This window comes from Sphingobacterium sp. PCS056 (assembly GCF_023273895.1).
Taxonomy (GTDB): domain Bacteria; phylum Bacteroidota; class Bacteroidia; order Sphingobacteriales; family Sphingobacteriaceae; genus Sphingobacterium.
This window is the reverse complement of record NZ_CP096883.1, coordinates 1,409,350-1,428,259: the sequence shown is the minus strand read 5'-3', so window position 1 is coordinate 1,428,259 and position 18,910 is coordinate 1,409,350. Positions and strand designations below refer to the sequence as shown.

General features: G+C 36.3%; 17 protein-coding genes. 7 read left to right on the top strand and 10 right to left on the bottom strand.

Annotation, left to right across the window (positions count from 1 at the left end; all coding sequences use genetic code 11):
- The 3 genes from MUB18_RS06110 to MUB18_RS06100 all read right to left on the bottom strand — a co-directional run bounded on the left by MUB18_RS06110 (position 1) and on the right by MUB18_RS06100 (position 4,538).
- Entirely contained in the window at positions 1-3,198 is a 3,198-nt protein-coding gene (locus MUB18_RS06110) for a SusC/RagA family TonB-linked outer membrane protein (protein WP_248755294.1), read from the bottom strand.
- Entirely contained in the window at positions 3,182-3,808 is a 627-nt protein-coding gene (locus MUB18_RS06105) for a TlpA family protein disulfide reductase (protein WP_248755293.1), read from the bottom strand. Before MUB18_RS06105 ends, MUB18_RS06110 begins: the two co-directional genes overlap by 17 nt.
- Positions 3,809-3,920: 112 nt before the next feature.
- Positions 3,921-4,538 (bottom strand): hypothetical protein, encoded by a 618-nt coding sequence (locus MUB18_RS06100; protein ID WP_248755292.1) that lies wholly within the window; start codon positions 4,536-4,538, stop codon positions 3,921-3,923.
- Between the two features lie 896 nt (positions 4,539-5,434).
- Between MUB18_RS06100 and MUB18_RS06095 the strand changes: the two genes are divergently transcribed.
- The 6 genes from MUB18_RS06095 (at position 5,435) to MUB18_RS06070 (ending at position 9,801) form a co-directional block, all read left to right on the top strand.
- A complete protein-coding gene (locus MUB18_RS06095) occupies positions 5,435-5,968 on the top strand; it encodes a hypothetical protein (RefSeq protein ID WP_248755291.1) in 534 nt (177 codons plus the stop codon).
- A gap of 81 nt (positions 5,969-6,049) precedes the next feature.
- Entirely contained in the window at positions 6,050-6,514 is a 465-nt protein-coding gene (locus tag MUB18_RS06090; protein ID WP_248755290.1) for a hypothetical protein, read from the top strand.
- A 110-nt stretch (positions 6,515-6,624) separates the two neighbouring features.
- Entirely contained in the window at positions 6,625-6,861 is a 237-nt protein-coding gene (locus MUB18_RS06085; RefSeq protein ID WP_248755289.1) for a helix-turn-helix transcriptional regulator, read from the top strand.
- A 269-nt stretch (positions 6,862-7,130) separates the two neighbouring features.
- A complete protein-coding gene (locus tag MUB18_RS06080) occupies positions 7,131-7,712 on the top strand; it encodes an ORF6N domain-containing protein (RefSeq protein WP_248755288.1) in 582 nt (193 codons plus the stop codon).
- A gap of 654 nt (positions 7,713-8,366) precedes the next feature.
- Positions 8,367-9,302 carry a hypothetical protein gene (locus tag MUB18_RS06075; RefSeq protein ID WP_248755287.1) on the top strand — a complete coding sequence of 312 codons (936 nt, stop codon included), beginning with the start codon at positions 8,367-8,369 and terminating at the stop codon, positions 9,300-9,302.
- A gap of 133 nt (positions 9,303-9,435) precedes the next feature.
- Positions 9,436-9,801, top strand: a complete 366-nt coding sequence (locus MUB18_RS06070; RefSeq protein WP_248755286.1) for an STAS-like domain-containing protein — start codon at positions 9,436-9,438, stop codon at positions 9,799-9,801.
- Between the two features lie 151 nt (positions 9,802-9,952).
- Here the strand turns inward: MUB18_RS06070 and MUB18_RS06065 are convergent, their stop codons facing one another.
- The 4 genes from MUB18_RS06065 to MUB18_RS06050 all read right to left on the bottom strand — a co-directional run bounded on the left by MUB18_RS06065 (position 9,953) and on the right by MUB18_RS06050 (position 13,528).
- The gene (locus MUB18_RS06065; RefSeq protein WP_248755285.1) at positions 9,953-10,333 is read right to left on the bottom strand and encodes a hypothetical protein; all 381 of its coding nucleotides are present in this window, start codon (positions 10,331-10,333) and stop codon (positions 9,953-9,955) included.
- A gap of 207 nt (positions 10,334-10,540) precedes the next feature.
- Positions 10,541-11,491, bottom strand: coding sequence for a gliding motility protein GldN (gldN, locus tag MUB18_RS06060; protein WP_248755284.1), 951 nt, complete (start codon positions 11,489-11,491; stop codon positions 10,541-10,543).
- A gap of 14 nt (positions 11,492-11,505) precedes the next feature.
- Complete coding sequence (locus MUB18_RS06055) at positions 11,506-12,798, bottom strand: SUMF1/EgtB/PvdO family nonheme iron enzyme (RefSeq protein ID WP_248755283.1); 1,293 nt, start codon at positions 12,796-12,798, stop codon at positions 11,506-11,508.
- A gap of 46 nt (positions 12,799-12,844) precedes the next feature.
- On the bottom strand, positions 12,845-13,528 hold the full coding sequence (locus MUB18_RS06050; protein WP_248755282.1) for an outer membrane beta-barrel protein: 684 nt from the start codon (positions 13,526-13,528) through the stop codon (positions 12,845-12,847).
- 232 nt (positions 13,529-13,760) lie between these two features.
- On the opposite strand from MUB18_RS06050, the gene MUB18_RS06045 reads away from it, so the two are divergent.
- Positions 13,761-14,861, top strand: coding sequence for a nucleotidyltransferase family protein (locus MUB18_RS06045; protein WP_248755281.1), 1,101 nt, complete (start codon positions 13,761-13,763; stop codon positions 14,859-14,861).
- A 198-nt stretch (positions 14,862-15,059) separates the two neighbouring features.
- Here the strand turns inward: MUB18_RS06045 and MUB18_RS06040 are convergent, their stop codons facing one another.
- From MUB18_RS06040 to MUB18_RS06030, 3 genes are all read right to left on the bottom strand, one after another.
- Positions 15,060-17,459 (bottom strand): GumC family protein, encoded by a 2,400-nt coding sequence (locus MUB18_RS06040; RefSeq protein ID WP_248755280.1) that lies wholly within the window; start codon positions 17,457-17,459, stop codon positions 15,060-15,062.
- An 8-nt stretch (positions 17,460-17,467) separates the two neighbouring features.
- Positions 17,468-18,250: a polysaccharide biosynthesis/export family protein gene (locus tag MUB18_RS06035; protein WP_248755279.1), complete on the bottom strand. Its 783-nt coding sequence runs from the start codon at positions 18,248-18,250 to the stop codon at positions 17,468-17,470.
- Positions 18,251-18,493: 243 nt separating this feature from the next.
- Positions 18,494-18,910 (bottom strand): hypothetical protein, encoded by a 417-nt coding sequence (locus MUB18_RS06030; RefSeq protein ID WP_248755278.1) that lies wholly within the window; start codon positions 18,908-18,910, stop codon positions 18,494-18,496.

The window sequence follows — 18,910 nt, the reverse complement described above, 5'->3', positions numbered from 1 at the left end:
TTAAAAATTAAAATTTATATTCATTCCATACGTTTTCACAGGAGGAATACCAAAGTAATCAGGATCAAGGTTAACCTTATTTTTTCTCCATATAATTCCAATATTATTGGCATATGCAGCTACAGTAAGTTTTCTATATTTATTACCGATTTTAGGATTTGACGTATATGCTATTCGCAGATCTGATACTCTTATATGGTCTCCCTCAACAATATTAGGTGAAGAATAAGCGTAGAAATCATCACGGTTTGCATTTGCAGGATACAGTAAAGATGGTACAGTTGTCCTCTTCTCGTCTCCCGAATTCTGCCATCTTAAAGCAAAGTCCGCATGTCCGGTCCAAGAATTAAATAAAGAAGAATAGCGGATGGTTTCCTTCTGTAAATAATAATCCATTTTATATACTACGTTAACTGATGCTTGAAAAGCTTTCCAGAAGAATGTCGGTCTAAATGACCCATAATATTTTGGAAGTCCATTACCATGGTAAATCAGCTCGTCTGTAGATACATTTAGCAGATTTGCATAATCCTTACTTGTTTCGCCATTAAGATGTCCGAGGGGATCCCCTGTTTTGGGGTCTAAACCTTCAAAATGATAGGAAAAGACGGGGTATAGTGAATAGCCTTCCAATGGCATTAAACTTCCTCCTTTACCAGATATATAATACTGTGCCCCACCATTCGTTCCGCTAAATTTGGTCACTTTATCTGTATTATAGGAAAACAGTAAATCCGTAGAGATTCTGACGTCATTCGTGACTTTGTATTTCCCTGCCAGATTAACATCCACGCCTTTACCTACAGATTCTCCAACATTGCGCATAATGGTACCAGCTCCGTAAGTATAATCCAGTGGATCATTAGCCAATAGATCGGTCGCCTTCTTTTGATAAATTTCAATACTCCCTGAAAGATTATTATTTAACAATGAGAAGTCCAAAGCTAAATTAATCATTCTTACGTCTTCCCACTTTAAATAGGGATTCGGCAAGGAATTGACATTAGCTCGACGCCAGTTTGATAATCCATATCCAGAGCTGTTTTGATAGTAAATAGTGGGTAAGGTCGTGGATGCGCCACCAATATTACCAGAATGGCCTACTGTCGTACGAATTTTTAGCAGGTTAATCCAATCCTTGTCCTTAAAAAAAGACTCTTGATTCAAGGCCCAAGCAAGACCAGAGGACCATAGCGGTTTCCATCGCTGATTCGTATGTACTCCAAAATTATTGGATGCATCTCTTCTTAAAGAAAAGTTAATAAAGTACTTATTTTTATAGCTTACCGCTCCATTTGAGAAAAGCGATACGAATCTTGTCGTCAATTTTCCAAAACCTGATGAACTTGGAATCTTCGAGTTGGAAGACAACCCATCATAAACTGGATAGGTATTGATGGGATCAATCTGTACCGTAGACAGCAATTTTTGGTTATAACCATAATACGTATTGGCCTGAACTCCTGTTTGCAAATCACTAATTTCTGCACCTGCAAATAAATTGATCATCCAATCATCCCACAGATTGTAGTCAAATACAACCTGTAGTCTTCCTTTATTTGCAAGCATACGCCTATGATTCGTACTCATAATACCACCCAGAGGCACAATACGAGTGATTGCATTATTTTTAATCTGGGTAAATCTATTAATTATATTACGGGCATAAAAGGAGTCTTCACCGTATAAAGACTTAAATTCATTTTGTTGATTTTCATAATTATAAAGACCTTCTATTTTCAAAAACGACACAGGCTTATAAGTTATAGCTGCATTTAAAGATAATCCGTTGGTTGTATTATTGGATTTACTCTTTTTAAAATCTTCAATCGGCTTAAAAGTCCAGTCTAATAATCCAGTGTTGTTTAAATTCTGTATATAATCTAAATTATAAATATAAGGAATAGCTAGCGCCTCTCCTGTCTCTGTAGCAAGCTCAGCGTAAGGATACAAAACTGCCTTTCCACCTTGGGGCATGATCGGATAATTAAGGTTTCCCGAACTAGACCGTTTAATTTGGCTAGACCATTGAATCGTATTTTGTATTTGAATTTTATCGGAGATTTTAAAATTATTGCTGGACTGTAAAGAAAACCTTTCGCTGTTATTGACTATTTGTGTTTCATATTTCTTATCAAATCCGACCGCTGTACGATTCGAAAAACTCTTGGTGGCAAAATTATATCCCAGATGATGTTGCTGATTAAATGAAGTTCTAAACATATAATCCAACATGTCGTTTCGATAATCTTTATGTCTAAATAGACCTATCCTATCCTCTACTTCCTTGCGCGATATCAATCCCTTGGACTCTAGATCCAATAAGGACACTACAGGTGAAAAGATGAGTCTTTTTTTACTTGCGCTATTTAAAGCATTTTTATAGAACCCCTTTTCAAATAGCATGATCTCAACATCTACAAAATCCGTTGATGCTATAGGTCGCTGGTAGAAAAGATCCGGCTTCCCTCCTATTACAAAACTGCTACTATAATCCAGGTGGCTACTTCCTCTTGTATTCTTTTTGAGGTTAATAACAATAACTCCATTACCTGCCCTTGCCCCCCAAATCGACGCAGCAGAAGCATCTTTTAGTAATGTGACGGATTCAACATCGTTGGGATTAATATTGGCTATGTCACCAGAATATGGAAAATTATCTACGATAATCAAAGGTTGGGTGAGTAGATCAATAAATGTATTTGTACCTCTGATATTGATACTGGGAGTGCCAGTCCGATTATCAAATTGCAAGCCAGGAGCCAGATATTCTAGCTTCTCCAAAATATTGGTAGATATTCGGGTCTCCAATTTAGTACTATCGATTAAGGAAAAACTACCTGTTGACCGTTCTTTATTCAAGCTTTGATACCCTGTATTTACAATTTCTACCTCGTCCAGAATATTATTACTTGGAAACATCATATACACTGCATCATTTCTTTCTGCATCCAATACCACTTCTTGGGTCAAATATCCAAGCCTCGAAATTCTTGCTAATGTCTTATTTGATTCAGCAGGAATAACAAAAGATCCATTCTCGTCAGATCGGTAAAATTTTTGATTAGACTTCAACAAGATCGATACCTGTGAAATCGGATTTCCTAGAGAATCCACGACCTTACCATAATATCTACTCTGTGCAAAACCACTTTGGTAGATCAGAAATAGAAGTATAAAATTAATTAATGTTTTCATTTTTCAGATTTTTATTAATAAACTCCTCCATCATACGTTCATTTACAAACTCACGGAATGTTATACCTGCAATTCTCCCTTTTGGATTAATCCATACATAATGGGGAATCGGACCATGTGGAAATAGCTGAATAAAGTAGTCATCCATAAAAGCTGTCGTGAGATCATTTTCACGGAGAATAGCATTCCTCATGGTATGAATTTTATTAAAGGTGTCTTTAGTATAGCTAGAATTAACAAGTAAAATATTCAGGTGATTACGATAACCTTCTTGGATTTCCACCAACTTCGGAAATCCTTGAACGCAGTAGCCGCACCAAGATGCCCAAAAATCGATCAATAAAGATTTACCTCTGTATTTCGAAAGTTCAATAACCGAAGTATCGCCTTGATTATAAATCTTTACTTTCTGGTTCCAAAAATCTTTAGGCACATAATCCCCTACGCGCAATGCTTCAACTTCCTGAGCCCTCCCCTCACTTTTCCCTACCACCAACAGAATCACCATCATCATTTTCCCAACCAACAAAAGCCCTTCTCCCTTAGATTTGAATAGCTTCTGGATCAATTTCCAAAAACTGGTGCTATATATATTTAATAATTTTATCATATTTTTAGACATAATGTGCCTATACCCTTTTCATGCCGAGGGTAGACCTGATCCTAAGGTCTTTTTTAGCCCTCGGTAGAAAGGGGATTTATAAACACTGAAACTTGACTATTTAATTGCTTTGCGCCAGTATAGGATAGGTCTTCCCTACTCGCGCTCCTTTTTTTGTTTTCATGATCACGGTCAGTTGCTGATCCCATAGGATCTCGACCTCCTCATGCTCCAGATGGCTTATCGGACGGCTTCCCTTTACGATATGAAGCATTTCCGTGCGCACTTCGAGTTCAAAGTGGGCATTCAGCTCATTCAATATCCGCTGCCTATATTCTTCCCGTTCGGTATTTGCGGGCACCGTCAGCTCATAGCTGTACAGATCCGTTGTGGCACCTGTGGCATCAGGGATATAGGTATGTCGCGGTCCTCCCAGTACCAGGATATGATCGAGCGGAAAGTCCATCGGTAGATCCAGCGCAAATAGGTAACATTGGCAGAGGGTCATATTGACCAGCGATATCCGGAGCATATCTGCGCGTTCATGCCGCACTACAGCAGTCCAGGGGTCCCCCTGACCAGTTGCACGGATCAGCAGGGAATCATAGCGCTCCTTTTTTTCCGAATAAGTATGGCCAGCGATGCCCAGTGGATCCAGGAGGCTGTCCTCCCATTCCACAGGAGCATGTGCCTGCATGTATTCTTGTAAGTCTGTTATCATAGGCTTCTTTTTGGTCATTAAATCCCGTTTTTGACTTACATCCAAGCATATTTCTTCCTTTGGGGACAGGGCATACCTTTCCCCTTTGCTATTTTTTAGCATATTTTTAAAGATTACGTTAAGTCTAGTTTAGCGGGATGGACGCTAGCAATCCAACGATCTGCTACAACAGCTCAACAGTTAAAAAATAAGGTGGAAAAATGCAATTAAATGGTCATCATCAACGGTTATCATTATTATTCGCGATTGCATTTTGTGTTATACTAGATTAAAAAACCGATTCATTCTATACAGAATTTCTATACATCGAGCAGCTATAGTGTTGCTTTGCAGTAAATAATTCATTACTTTTAGTGTGTCAAGAATAAAAGAACAAAAATTGATTGCTATAGCATGATAGACTGCATAGATGAATCGGTAAAACCAACAAGGGGTTTAGCGATCAAGGTGGCTCTTCGCCATTCCTATTGATCGCCTTTCATCGGTAGATGGGATCCTTTTGGTTTTAGTGGTATACAAGTTATTCCGGCTGGCGGAGCTTGTTTTTTATCAGTGCATTGATAGCGCTTTGCCCTGCCCGATCCTGGATCGGCAGAGGTAAAATCGGATTTCTGGACTCTTTTCTTTTCATCATGATTGGGTAATAAAACATTGGTCAATGAAAATAAGTCTCGCGCGGAAGGTAATAAGGGCTTATATAAAAAGGGAATAGCTCCTACCTTCCATCGCTAACTGGCACCAGCAAGGGCCTAACACGATTTCCAGTAGGAGCTACTCCCAAATAATGTACGAATATACAAAATTGGGACAATATGCTCCTAAAGGTCTCGCGTTAATAAAATTTGCTGGTTTCGTTAACGAGACTTCAATCAGCTAACTGATTGTTTAACAAATATAAGAACAATAAAATAAATATGCAACAAAATTCTCAGATTTTAAAATCAAGAGAAATTCCTGAATATAAAAAACAGTATATTCTTATATTCAAGAATGAACTTATAGATTTCATCAGTAAAAAAAAGCATGCTGAAAGACAAATCACAAAAGAAATAGACAATATTGAAAAGTTGTTTTCAGATAAAGTATTTCTAATGGGGAAACGTTTTTATGATTTTTCTGTAGAATATGATTTTGACTTAAATATATTCTGTAAAAAAGTATTTGCGTCATCAAAAGCTAAAAAATTGAATCTTGTAATTGAATCAGAGAATTTACTAAAAGCACTTGTCCATCCATTTTTAAATTCACAGTCGGATTTTTATACCGCTGCTGATATAGATAAAACTAGGTTTAGTCGTTTGCTAAAACTTAATAAACTAAATGAGCTATATGCTGACGAAGTTTATGGATTAGCCATCGCTTTCAATCTTCTACCTAGCCAACTCTTCGAATACTTCTACGGTGATGGCGAGCGTCCAGTTATTGGCTTGACACCGAAATTAAGGTAAAAAATGAAGCGGCTACTAAAATTTGCCATAAAATTCTCAAAATCTTAATTCTAATATATTTTTTTACAGGAAATCAAATAAATGAAAAATAGAGCTCCAATTGTAATCGCTATAATAATTCTACATCTTTTCTTTCTAAGTTGTACGAACGAAATCAATCAAACTAAAACATCCACTACCAATTCGAACGTAAGCAATAATTTACATACTGAATCGGATGAAAAAATGGGCCATCTCGTAGGTGTTTGGCTGGATGCTCACAATTCGAAAGTATACAATCAAAGAATAGGTCAGAAAATCGTTCTAAAGGATAATAAGTTTTATTATGGACCATGTGACATAGATAAAGAATCCTTAGAAATAAATACTTTATCGCGCGTACCTTATAGTGAAATTGTTTACAATGGAAAAGAGTACATTGACATGAATATTTCTGACCAAAAGCTTATTATTACTAAATCGGGAGATCTAAGAATTTATGATCAACTAGGTCTTGTAGATACATATGCTAAAATTTTCATCGATCCAACAATTCTTAAATTTTAATTAGCATATATAAGGATTCAAATCTAGAACGCTTCACTATTACGAGGGAGGACATTTTTAAAAATTCAAATAAAAAAGAGTTTAGCAATAAATGGAAATCAACGCTTGGTATGTTACTTTTTGATTATTTCAAACCTCAAAACTATATTGAACATAATACAGGAATTGATAACGTGAGACTTAATAAACTTCTAACTGATCCTAAAAAGCGACCTTACGCAGAAGAGCTAAATAATATTGCCAAACTAATGGTGATTAAACCCAGCCAACTTTTCGAATACTTGTACGGCGATGGTGAGCGTCCAGTTATTGGCCAGTTGACGAAACCAGCTGAAGGAAATATTTAAAAATAAGTTTAATCGCATTTATGCATATGAAGTCTGCGCATTAGCAATAGCTTTCGACATAGAGCCACATATACTATTCTAATCGTTCATGATAAGTTGATTTACTTTCAATAGGCATCCTGGATTGTCGCAACGACAATTTTACGGCGATGGTGAACGGCCTATACTAGGATTAGCTCAACCACATACGGGAGATGAGTCTAAAGGTTAAGATATATCATTACTTTTTGACTATCTTAGACATTGAACACCAATACATTTAACCACTTATGGCGAAACAAGAAACGCTATCAATACTACCCGAAGAGGTGGTCATGAATAAAATATATGTATTCCGTGGACATAAAGTAATGCTTGATAGTGATCTCGCAGCATTATATGGAATTGAAACTAAGGTCTTAAAACAAGCAGTACGAAGAAATATAACCCGTTTCCCTGATGATTTTATGTTTGAGTTATTAGAAAATGAATTTGAACTTTTGAGGTCACAAATTGTGACCTCAAAAACAGATAATAGAGGTGGTAGTCGATATTTGCCAATGATGTTCACAGAACAGGGAGTCGCAATGCTATCTTCCGTATTGAAAAGCGACATTGCTATCAAGATAAACATACAGATAATGCGTGTATTTACACGCATGCGTCAGTTATTAACGGATAACACAGACCTCCGTCTCGAAATCGCTGAAATAAAAAATGCTGTCGAAAAAATTTCTAGAAAACAAGACGGTCAAGATAAAAATATGGAGCTTGTATTCGAATACATTGACCGTCTCCAAGACAAGATAGAGGAACCCATCCCAAAAGAAAGAAAAAAGATAGGATTTGATGTTGGTGATAAACAGGAATAGTTCATAATGGTTAGAATTTATTTTTAATCACAACATGAATTGTCTGGTGGACATTAGAGTCTAACTTACTCACCAAATAACCTTCTAACTTTTAAAACGATGGGCGTCCATTTATTGGCCAGTTGACGAAACCAGCTGAAGGAAATATTTAAAAATAAGTTTAATCGCATTTATGCATATGAAGTCTGCGCATTAGCAATAGCTTTCGACATAGAGCCACATATACTATTCGAATAGTTTTACGGAAATGGTGAGCGTCCAGTTATTGGCCTATCACCGAAACCAGCTGAGGGAAAGGAAAGTGAAGGATAAGGTCTATGATAGAAAGCTTCAATTTATCTATGAAAAATAGATGAGGATCAAGGCTAAAAAAACGAAACCCTCTAGTTTGAATAAGAATTCAGGGACCAACGGGAATAAGCTAAAACAAAGATAAGCTAATTAACTGAAATATAAACAAGGGTAAATATTACCTGTATTAGATAAACGAAAGTAAATTTTCACTATTTACTCTAATAATGTGATCGAGGAAGAATGAACATACTTTTCATTTATTAATTACTAAAATCATACTTATCTTTGGTATCTTAGTTACGATAAACCAAAACTGCAGCTAGATCAGTATTTAATAATATCTAATTACCCTTTTACAGTATGAAAACAATATCATTGCCAACACATATAAATGATAATTTTGGAGACTCAATGGGTAAACTTTTTGAGCTCCAAGTGCAGATTGATAATACAGAAAAAGACATAGAAATATTACTGGATTATAGTAAAGCCTCATTCACTAAACCTTTTTTCACATTAGGTCTCTTACTTCTCATTAAGCAATACGAGGGTAAAAGAGCTCCTATCAATTTACAGTCAGAAATAGAAAATCAAAGTGTTGCGGGGTATATGAGTAATATTTCTTTTCCTCATATCATTCATTGTGACAAAACTAATAGCGATTCTGTCCAATCACTATTGGAAAAATATAAAAATAAGACATACATACCTCTACTTTCATTTCCAATAGGTAGTGATGATGAGACATCAAGAATAAGAGATATCTTTATTGGTCACCTAAATTCTTTATTAAGAGGATTTGTTAACGTAGGCACAAATTATAATCTCCTTTCAGCTCTGCTTTATCTTATTGATGAGACGATTGAAAATATTATTCATCACGCTTACCGCGATAATGGTTATATATTTGCTCAATTTTACCCTACATTAGGCTACCTTGACATTTGCATAGGCGATATTGGAAGGACGTTATTAGAATCTTATACTTACTTTAAAGATAATGCTTATAATGTAACGAATCACCTAGAAGCAATGAAAGCAGCACTTCAGGGTAAATCTACAAAATTACAGGATATCAGTAGAGGGTTTGGAATAAGTACATCAACACGTATGTTGACAGAAGGAATGAATGGTAAGTATTTTATCTATTCAGGAGATACCTTCTGCTATATATCTGCCGAGAAAAATGAGATTTATAATACAAAAGGTGATTTTAACTGGCAAGGGGTATTAGTCTGTTTAAGAATACCGGCGCTCGTGCCTCAAGATTTTGATTATTACAAATTTGCTGAATAAATAGAAAAAAGTAAAGAACAATTTATTTATTGATTTGTTCTTTACAAGAAGAATTTGTATATTGTTTAAAAGCATTTTTATAATTTATAATTTAAGTATATCTTTGCAAACTATTAAAGAACAGGAGTAAACTATGACAACTGCAGCAGACATTAGGTTAAAGGATTTATTTAATGAATCTTTAGATACCAGAGAATCTGTACATTTTCTGATCAATCATATCGAGAACGAGTTGGATAAAGAGGACTGTTACGATATAACATTAGATTTTACAGGAATTAATTTTATGTCCAGATCATTTGCAGATGAACTGCATAAGCAAATCAATTTAGAAAATTTTCATAAATCATTCACATTTGCCAATATGCCTTTGAGCATGAAAGAATTGTTAAGAGTGGTTGAGAAGACACAGACTACAAGAACGAAACGAGAGCTAAAATCATCTGTTCTCGTCGTAAATGATATTTCTATGATAAAGGATTACACTTTTTCGTGGTAAACACCTTAATTCTTATTTAATAGAGAGGCTTCATATTGAAGCCTTTTTTATTATAGTTCTATTTAAGCATTACAACCGCATACAATAATAAAAATATTCTCAAAGCTTGTAAATTGAGTTGAGCAATCCAGGTTTAGGAAAAATAGTTATTTTAATATTCATCTTCAGATCCTGCAATAGACAAATATTTAGATATAAAATCTGCATTTTTAATTTGTTTATTTGTGCGATCAAAGAATTTAGCATATTCAAATAAGGAAGCACAACCGGCCTCTTTGAAAATAGCAAACAGCTTCTCATTTCCTTCAATATCATAATTAATAAAGGCCTCCATCGTATCTATTTTCAAATATTGCGCATCAATTTTATTGAGTGCGGTAAGCTCTTTCAGTTTTTCGCCCTCGGGCGTTCCTTCGTTTGTCAAGAATAAAAATGTGCGCACAATCCATTTGTCGACATGATGAGTAACCACAAAATAACCGATCTTATGTTTCCCAGCATAATATGCTAATAGGATATGTGAATTGCGCACGACGGTAGCAATTATCCGTAGACTTTAGGTTCTAACTTCCTCAGCTAATAACGCTTAGGAACAGTGAGCGTCCAGATATTGGCTTGTTACCAAAAAAAAGAAGGGAAAATCAAATACCATGAAATCTTAAAGGGAAAACTCATGAAACAAAAAAAGCATGCTCAAAAGATGAGCATGCTTTTTTGTAATAGCAAAATTTAATTGAGCTTATTTTTTCTTTGCTTTTTTCTGTTTCTTTGCATTCGGAATAAACTCTTCCAAGTTTTCTTCTTTTACACCTTTAGGGCTCGTCCACAATTGCTTTTTATACGCGTCGATCTTTTGTTCGATCTGTTGCGCATCTTGTGCTTGCTGTGCTTCATCACCTAGCTTTAAAGCTCCTGCAGACGATTCACGGATGATGGTACTCACATACTTCTTTTGAACAAACAGATCATCCATCGTCATATCATACAAACCTTTATCGGGATCGGTAATATCCACTTTGACCAAGCTATAGCGCAATTGCGGAAAATATAACCAAAATGCAGGAGTTGAACCCACCGATTCTGCCAATTCCGCAGAAGTCGTGATATTCATTAAAGGCGCTACGCCAATGATCCGGCTTTCTAAACGGCTACGTTGTTTATCAAAGAAGATATCCTCTTTGATCCGGAATTTCGTGACGCGCGTCGGATCAAATTCATTTAAGGTCATTTTGGAATCGATCTGATTTCCTTCATCGTCAAATATGGGAACCAGTACGCTATCTGTAAAACGAGCCATTCCTTCATTGGCATTCATCCTGGATTTAAAAGAATCGTCATCAGGGCTATACAGGGACAATTTACCTATTTCAATAGATTTCATTATAATCTCCATCAATGAATTTCCTGGCGTCGCCAAAAGTGCATTTTTTTCATCTTTTAGATCAATATCGCGCCATACGCGTTTGTAGAAGCGAATATTCTTCATATTCACTTCCGGATACGCAAAAGGAACGGCATCTTCCAAGTTATTCGCTTGGTAAAAACCATCCGTTGTCGGTATCGTATCCATTAATATCTCTCCCTGAGCAGCAGTGGTGACCTGTTGAGATCTCAAACTATCTGGTATTTCTTGTTGTGCAAAGGCCGGCATCAATCCTATAGCCATTGCCATTGTTATCCATATCTTCATGAGCATGTATGCTTTTAATATTTTCTAGTCTTACTTTGTACCGTAGGCATTTCAAATGCAGCCATAACACAGCGGAAACCGATGTACGAGTGAGGCTCATAGTCTACCGAATAATTACGTGTATCCGTATTCAGCTGCTCTCCATTATCTTTCCAAGAACCACCACGGACGACTTTTCTTTTCAGTGCATCCGCATCTTTCTCATCGGCATCATATAAAAGTGCCGGATTTAAATCATTGACAAATACCGTTGCAGACGGGCTAAAAGCATCCAGAGTCCACTCCGACACATTCCCTGCCATATTATAAAGTCCAAACGCATTGGGGGTATAAGATTTCACTGGGAGGGTAAACGTGGCGCCATCACGAGAGTAGGTACCATCACCTTGCTTAAAGTTGACCGCTAATCTGTCTTTACCTTCAGCACCATCAATCGTTAAGCGTTTTGTAGTCGTAGTATCACGCGGATCCAATTTACCTTCAGCAGCATATTGCCATTGCGCTTCTGTAGGGAGACTTAATGTCAATTGGTAACCACTGAGGTATGAATTCTTCATGATCGTCGCCATAAACTCCTTACCTCGCCAATCGGTGAAAGCACGCGCTTGTCTCCAAGTCACACCTACTACCGGGTAATAATCAAAAGACTCATGTGTAAAGTAATTCATATCTAGTGAAGCCAGCTGTGCATTTGGGAAATCACTCGACCAGATATCGTTGACAGGCATGACAGGCACTTGTTCTGTGACGAACTCTTTTTTCGCATTACCTTTTGTTTTTTGATATGAAAACTCATATCGAAGCACATCAGGGTTAAGCATTCTTTTTGTACCCTGTACCAGTAACATAGGCGCTAAACGCTCTCTTATTGTTGGATCATTACTTTTCCATAAAGGCGAAATCTTTTTTACTTTTTTCCAATCAATCTTCCGCTCCTCTGCTGGTTCGCCGGTATTTAAAAAATACTGATCATCTTGTAAATAATCCGTAATGGCGATTGAATCTGCCACCCAGTTGATAAATTCACGGTACTGTTTATTCGTGACTTCGGCTTCATCGATAAAAAACGCACTTAGACTTACATTTTTACCGGTATCCGCAGTATCCAGAGAACTTTTAAAAAGGATCGTTCCAGAGGGGACATAGACCATTCCCGGAGGCGCAGGAAGCGTTCCGGCACGGAAAGCATTTACTTTAGGAGCTTGATATATGGAAGAACTTGATTGACAAGCTTGCATACAGATCAAAACTGCTAAAAAAACCAGACCGATGGCAGGATTCGGAACGTATTTCTTCATATTATTCATAATTACTGCTATTATTATTAAATGTTAATTAAATAAAGGTCAAAAATTAATTGCGATTAAAAAATGCATACTTCACACCTACGGTCATCACGCCATACTGATCATTTTTTCCAAGAATGACCCCATCAACATTATCATTAAAGGTCAGTCCATGTTGGTAATTGACATTGATAGCCCATTTAGGTCCATACAGTGTTCTTCCGAATGGAATATCCAAACCGATATTCAAAGGAACGACAAAGTGAATACCTGAACGGTCTTTTGCGATTTCTCCCTCGCGATTTAAAATATTCTCCATATAGGTACCCGTAAAATCAGTTTTAATCCGATTTTTCATCAATCCAGCTCCTGCGCCGATATAAATATTGCTTAAAATGCGTTGTAAATTGCTTGCGCCCAAAGTATAATAGCTGTAATTTTCAGGTAGGTCCATAAATTGTCCCAATCGTAGCTTGGCATTGACATTACCTGCATAATAACTATTATTATATGAATTTTCACCATTATCACCGGACAATTCGCCTTTTTGCGCCTGCAATCCAAACGATATAAACGGACTTAATAAATAATCTCCCTCTCCGTACCAGGCAAAATTGGTTTTAGTATTCTTCAAATCTGTCAGACCGTAAGAAACTCCTGCCCCAGCCCCTATCGTGATAGGACGGGAAAACTGAGCCGAAGCAGTCGCCAAACAGCCAAACATTATCAGGGTAAAAAAAAGTTTTTTCATTGTGTAAGTTGATTTGTTATAAGAAACGAAATTTTGGGTCACATTGTTGTTGCAAATAAAAGAATTGTATGTGTACCAAGCTTTATTTTTCAAGAAGGTTTCTAGCAATTTTTGAGCCATACCATTGATTTTCTAATTTTAAATTCCGAATTTAAGGGAATATATCGGTGTTTTAAAAAAAATATTCCCCAAAATAAGCTATTTTTGGTTTATAACCATTTCAACAAAAAGTATGAAAGAGAGTCTCAGAGCTATTTTTTTTCAATTGATACGTATTGGACTTTGGGGCAAAGGCACGCTCACTAGATCACAGTCTTTATCTGAGGCAGATTGGATTCAAATTCGCGATTGTGCGATCAATCATACTGTCGAGGGACTTATTTATGATAGTTTTGCTTATTTAGATGAGCAGCATCTTCCCCCCAAAGCATTGCTTATGAAATGGGCAGTGCGCATGGATCAGATAGAACGGCATAATAAGCAGATGAATCAAGTAATCGCTGCGCAGTATTTGTCTTTTACAAAACAGGGGCTAAAACCTATATTACAGAAAGGGAAGGGTGTAGCTGCATGCTATGAGATACCCTCACATCGTATTTCGGGCGATATTGATTGGTATTTCCAAGAAGGCGGATATGCTAAAGCTCGCCAGATGCTTAAAGATAAAAATTTAGCCTTCAAGGACACTGCAGGATTTAGTCTAGATTATGACTGGAAGGGCATCCATATCGAACATCATAAAAAACTTTTTGACTTGGGAAGTCCTCTTAAATATAATTATTTAAAAAAACTCCAGAAGAAGTATAAAAGCAAACAAACAGAACTTGTCATCCATGATGTTTCCATTACTTTACTTGCACCCGAATTGCAGTTATTACAGGTAAATGCGCATATTTTGAAACATCTCATATCTTTTGGAATTGGTTTAAGACAACTTTGTGATTCTGCACGATTATATTATACTGTGGCAAGCCAAATAGATCCAGACACTTTAAAGAAAATTTATCAAGGCGCGGGAATATTAGGATGGACACATTTACTTCATATTATTTTAGTAAAAAACCTCGGCTTACCCAAAGACAAAGTACCTTTTCCTTATCCCGAGGGCTGGAATGCAGATTGGATGATGGACGAAATTTGGTATTCCGGTAACTTTGGATTTCATGATGAACGATTTAAAAGTGGAAAAATTTCACCATTTTCAATTCGTCCTGATAGCACGAGGCGTATTTTGAGAAGCCTAAAAACATATTTTAAATATGCTCCTCAGGAAATTCTTTTTTTTCCTATTATGAGGACTTATTCTAGACTTTTTGGTATAGATAAAAATTAACTATTCAAAGTGAGAAGGGTGAACACGCAAATAAAATTGGATAATTTGTGAAAGAATAATAATGGAAACTATTGGTTTCTGATCAATTTTTAATATTCAGGCGTATACCTGTTATAATGTTCCAAATTAAAACAAAATATAGACACAAAAAAAGGCTCTTTTCTTTTAAAAGAAAAGAGCCTTTTTTGCGTTTAACATCTATTTCATGCCGATCTTAGTTTTTAAGTTTTGCCAAACTTTAGCTAATCCAGTTTTCTTTGTTCCTTTATCTCCATAACCATAGCCGTAACCATAACCATAACCATAACCGCGGGCAAAGTCTACGTCGTTGACAACAGCTGCCAAATTTTTCAACTTACCATCGACATATAGTTCACGAGGGACCTGTAATAAACGCTTGTCCAAGAAGTTCACACGAGAAACATATAATGTCAAATCAGCATTATGGGCGATTAATAAAGTATCGGTTACCAAACTTACAGGAGCCGTATCGACCAAGATATAATCATAATGCTCACGAGCATACCTAATCACATCGTCAAAATGTCCATTCATTAATAATTCTGCGGGATTTGGGGCGATATAACCTGAATAAACCACATCGAAATCATAATTTCCAGGTTTTTTAATAATGATATTATCCACATCCATTTCTGGATTGATCAAAAACTGAGTAATACCCACATTCGTATGTTGTAAATGTGAGAGACCAAGATAATCCAAGACCTTAGGACTCCGAATATCCGCACCTATTAACAAAACACGTTTATCCGACATACTAAGTATTTGTGCCATATTTGTTGTTACAAAAGACTTACCCTCACCTGCAATTGTTGATGTCACAAAGACAACTTTAGAGCTATCTTTCTTATCAGCGCCAAACATAAAGTTCATATTGGTCCGCAAAATTCGAAATGCTTCTGCCAATGAAGAACGATCGTTTTGATGAATAACAGTATCTTCAGAGCTTGGAATCTCTCCTAATACTGGTATTTTAACCAATTCTTCAATATCCTTACGCGAATGTATTTTATTATCCAATAAAAATTTCAAATATAGGGATATCAATGGAATAAGAAAGCCAATCATCAATGCTCCAAAAAGTACAATTCCCTTTTTAGGAGCAACAGGTAATCCATTTCCATAAGCAGCATCAATAATCTTTAAATTATCTGGGGTAGCTGCCGCTCTCACTTCAGATTCTTCTCTTTTTTGTAACAATAACAAGTACAGCGATTCTACAATCTGTTGTTGCCTAGAGATTTTCTTAAATCCTTGCTCCTGACTTGGTATTGAACTGATACGTCCTTTTATTTCATTTGATTTACGCTCAATACTATTAAGTGCCAATTTGGTGACCTGTTGATAGTTTTCAAGAGATCTACGGATATTGTTTCTACTTTCACGGATATTCTCATTCAGCGCTATAACTGTTGGATTTAAATCTGATGCAGATTTTAATAAATCATCGCGTTCAATCACCAATTTGTTATAGGCAGCGATTTCAGTACCTATTGAAGCATCTTGCAAGCCAATGTTAGAAGGTAATAACTTTCCTTCTTGCTCATCTCTTAAGAAATCGCTTACATGATCTACCAATTTCAATTGGGTACGGTATTCTAATACTTTTTTATCGTTTTCAGATGCTGTATTCAAAAATACACCCGCCTCAGTAGCCATGTCTACCATAGAGTTTGCGGATTTGAAATCTGCAGCCTCTTCATCAGCGCCAGAAAGATCTTTAGAAATCAGTACCAATCGTTTATTGATAAAATCGGAGGTTGCACGAGTTGTCCGTAATTTATCGTTCGTTAGATCGGCATTATAGATATCAATTAGAGAATTTAAAATGAGTTCTGCCTTCTTGCTAGTAGTTGATATCATAGCAAAGTTGACAATAAAAGATTGCACTTCTGTTCCAGCAGAAATATCTATTGCCGCTCTAGTAGCATCTACAGCCCAATTTTTAGGCATTACCGCGATTTTATACTCATTATCTTTATCGATCTGTTTATTATTATTTCTTCTAAACGTTACGACATTGTTACCAATTTTTACGGAATTATCAAAACTAGCAGTAAATTCTTTATTGTTTGATAAATTTGTGATTCGTAACTCTTTCCCATCTGCCGAACGTACCTGAATTTGCAACTGTACGGTGTCTTGATCACCCTGAGGCTGAATAATAAAAGGCATATCGCGTTCTAGCACCTCTCTAGAACGAATCTGACCTTTTACTGAATATAAAATATTCAGATGGTGCTGATCGACCACTTTTCGAATCAATCTTCTGGAAGATAAGACTTCTATCTGATCGGATACGAAAGCAGAGCGTCCACCTCCAAGCCCCATACTGGTACTCAATTCGGCTATACCGGCCAACTCACCAGCAGATGCGCTACGTTCGTCTTTTAATAAAATTTTAGCTGTCGTATTGTATGTTTTTTGAGCATACCGCAAGTATACCATTGCAATACCGGCTGCTAATAGTACAGAAAGCACAAACCACTTCCAATAAAAAGCATATTGCTCAAAGAGCTGTCTTAAGTTAATCTCGACTTCTTGATTATCTTTACTTTGCATAGGTTTTTGTTCCATGGATTCTTTTAGCGTGTCAATACGGATATAACGGTAATTATTAGGCCTGCAATAGAAATGATAATATTTGTATTTGCTCCCAATTTAGAATTATTGATTTGTGCTTTATTCGGCTCTACATAAATAACATCATTTTGGGCTAAATAGTAATAGGGCGAATTTAATGTTTCTTGTTTGGTGAGGTCCAAATGATGTATCGATTTCTTTCCATCGACTTCGCGGATCAACGTCACATTTTGACGTATACCTCTGATCGTCATATCACCAGCCATACCTAAGGCTTCTAATACTGTAATACGCTCTGTTGGTATTATAAAAGAACCTGGTCGAGCAACCTCACCCAGAACAGAAACCCGAAAGTTATTAAAATTCATATTCACCCCAGGGTCTTTAATATATTGGCTCAGCTCTGTTCTAATTTTTTCGATGGCTTGCATTCGCGTTAATCCTTCAACATGGACCTTACCTAACATTGGCAAAATAATATTTCCCTCGGCATCTACAGTATATGTTGGTCTTAGGGCCATATCTACAGCTTGTGTTAACCCACCTGTAGTTATTGAACTTAGCGGATTAAATGGTACGGTTACCTTGGGGTCAGCGGCAGTCACTGCAATGGTCAAAATATCATTTTTCTGTATCTTAGGGATATACTGCTCAAAAACAGTGTTTATATGTGTAGAATCTGGTTGTAAGTACACCATGCTCTTGCGCGTTCCACAAGAACTAAAAATCATTAGCACAAAGGCCATTTGCACCAATGCTAAACCATACTTTGATATTAATCGCATGTTTTATAAATTATGAGATAGATTTAATTTAAGGGCAAAAATATATTAATTTACCCAGATAATTCGTATTAATTGTTATTTTAAAAAATGATGTACGTAAAATGCTAGGCCTTATGCAAAATTGATGCCTAAAATGCCTAACTCTAAAAACATTGTCTGACAACCATAATTGTAAATTATACAATTTTTTTTTATATTTTGTTGATTGTACATTATCCTTCATCACCTTATATTCTGAAATATTTATTTTGATCTAAAATAGTCAATAGGCCAGGTGTGATCGTCCAATGCGGCGTGACTAATATCGTAATCGGCATAAACTAATAATTCACTACCTCCTTCCAGTGCCCGAAAAGCAGTGGCATAACCAGTTGGTACATGTAGTACACTCAGATCCGTATCTTTAATTGTTAAATGTTCAACAGGAAGATTATTGGAAGGACTATTCCAATTGTCTATTTGAACTACATCCATTTCAAATGAACCAGATAATACATAGAACCACCTTTGCTCAGTCTGATGACCGCGCCAACCTCTCTTCAATTCAGTATCTGCATTTTGAATGATGTAAAAACGCTTGACCAGTGACATGTCAAAGTCATTAACATAACGAATTTGTCCACGTGCATCCTTTGCAATCCCACCAATTATGGTTTTCAT

Coding starts and splice junctions, on each gene's coding strand:
- MUB18_RS06100 (WP_248755292.1), bottom strand. CDS start 4,538: ATGACCAAAAAGAAGCCTATGATAACAGACTTACAAGAATACATGCAG.
- MUB18_RS06050 (WP_248755282.1), bottom strand. CDS start 13,528: ATGAAAAAACTTTTTTTTACCCTGATAATGTTTGGCTGTTTGGCGACT.
- MUB18_RS06095 (WP_248755291.1), top strand. CDS start 5,435: ATGCAACAAAATTCTCAGATTTTAAAATCAAGAGAAATTCCTGAATAT.
- MUB18_RS06075 (WP_248755287.1), top strand. CDS start 8,367: ATGAAAACAATATCATTGCCAACACATATAAATGATAATTTTGGAGAC.
- MUB18_RS06045 (WP_248755281.1), top strand. CDS start 13,761: ATGAAAGAGAGTCTCAGAGCTATTTTTTTTCAATTGATACGTATTGGA.
- MUB18_RS06105 (WP_248755293.1), bottom strand. CDS start 3,808: ATGATAAAATTATTAAATATATATAGCACCAGTTTTTGGAAATTGATC.
- MUB18_RS06040 (WP_248755280.1), bottom strand. CDS start 17,459: ATGGAACAAAAACCTATGCAAAGTAAAGATAATCAAGAAGTCGAGATT.
- MUB18_RS06085 (WP_248755289.1), top strand. CDS start 6,625: ATGTTACTTTTTGATTATTTCAAACCTCAAAACTATATTGAACATAAT.
- gldN (WP_248755284.1), bottom strand. CDS start 11,491: ATGAAGATATGGATAACAATGGCAATGGCTATAGGATTGATGCCGGCC.
- MUB18_RS06035 (WP_248755279.1), bottom strand. CDS start 18,250: ATGCGATTAATATCAAAGTATGGTTTAGCATTGGTGCAAATGGCCTTT.
- MUB18_RS06110 (WP_248755294.1), bottom strand. CDS start 3,198: ATGAAAACATTAATTAATTTTATACTTCTATTTCTGATCTACCAAAGT.
- MUB18_RS06080 (WP_248755288.1), top strand. CDS start 7,131: ATGGCGAAACAAGAAACGCTATCAATACTACCCGAAGAGGTGGTCATG.
- MUB18_RS06070 (WP_248755286.1), top strand. CDS start 9,436: ATGACAACTGCAGCAGACATTAGGTTAAAGGATTTATTTAATGAATCT.
- MUB18_RS06055 (WP_248755283.1), bottom strand. CDS start 12,798: ATGAATAATATGAAGAAATACGTTCCGAATCCTGCCATCGGTCTGGTT.
- MUB18_RS06090 (WP_248755290.1), top strand. CDS start 6,050: ATGAAAAATAGAGCTCCAATTGTAATCGCTATAATAATTCTACATCTT.
- MUB18_RS06030 (WP_248755278.1), bottom strand. CDS start 18,910: ATGAAAACCATAATTGGTGGGATTGCAAAGGATGCACGTGGACAAATT.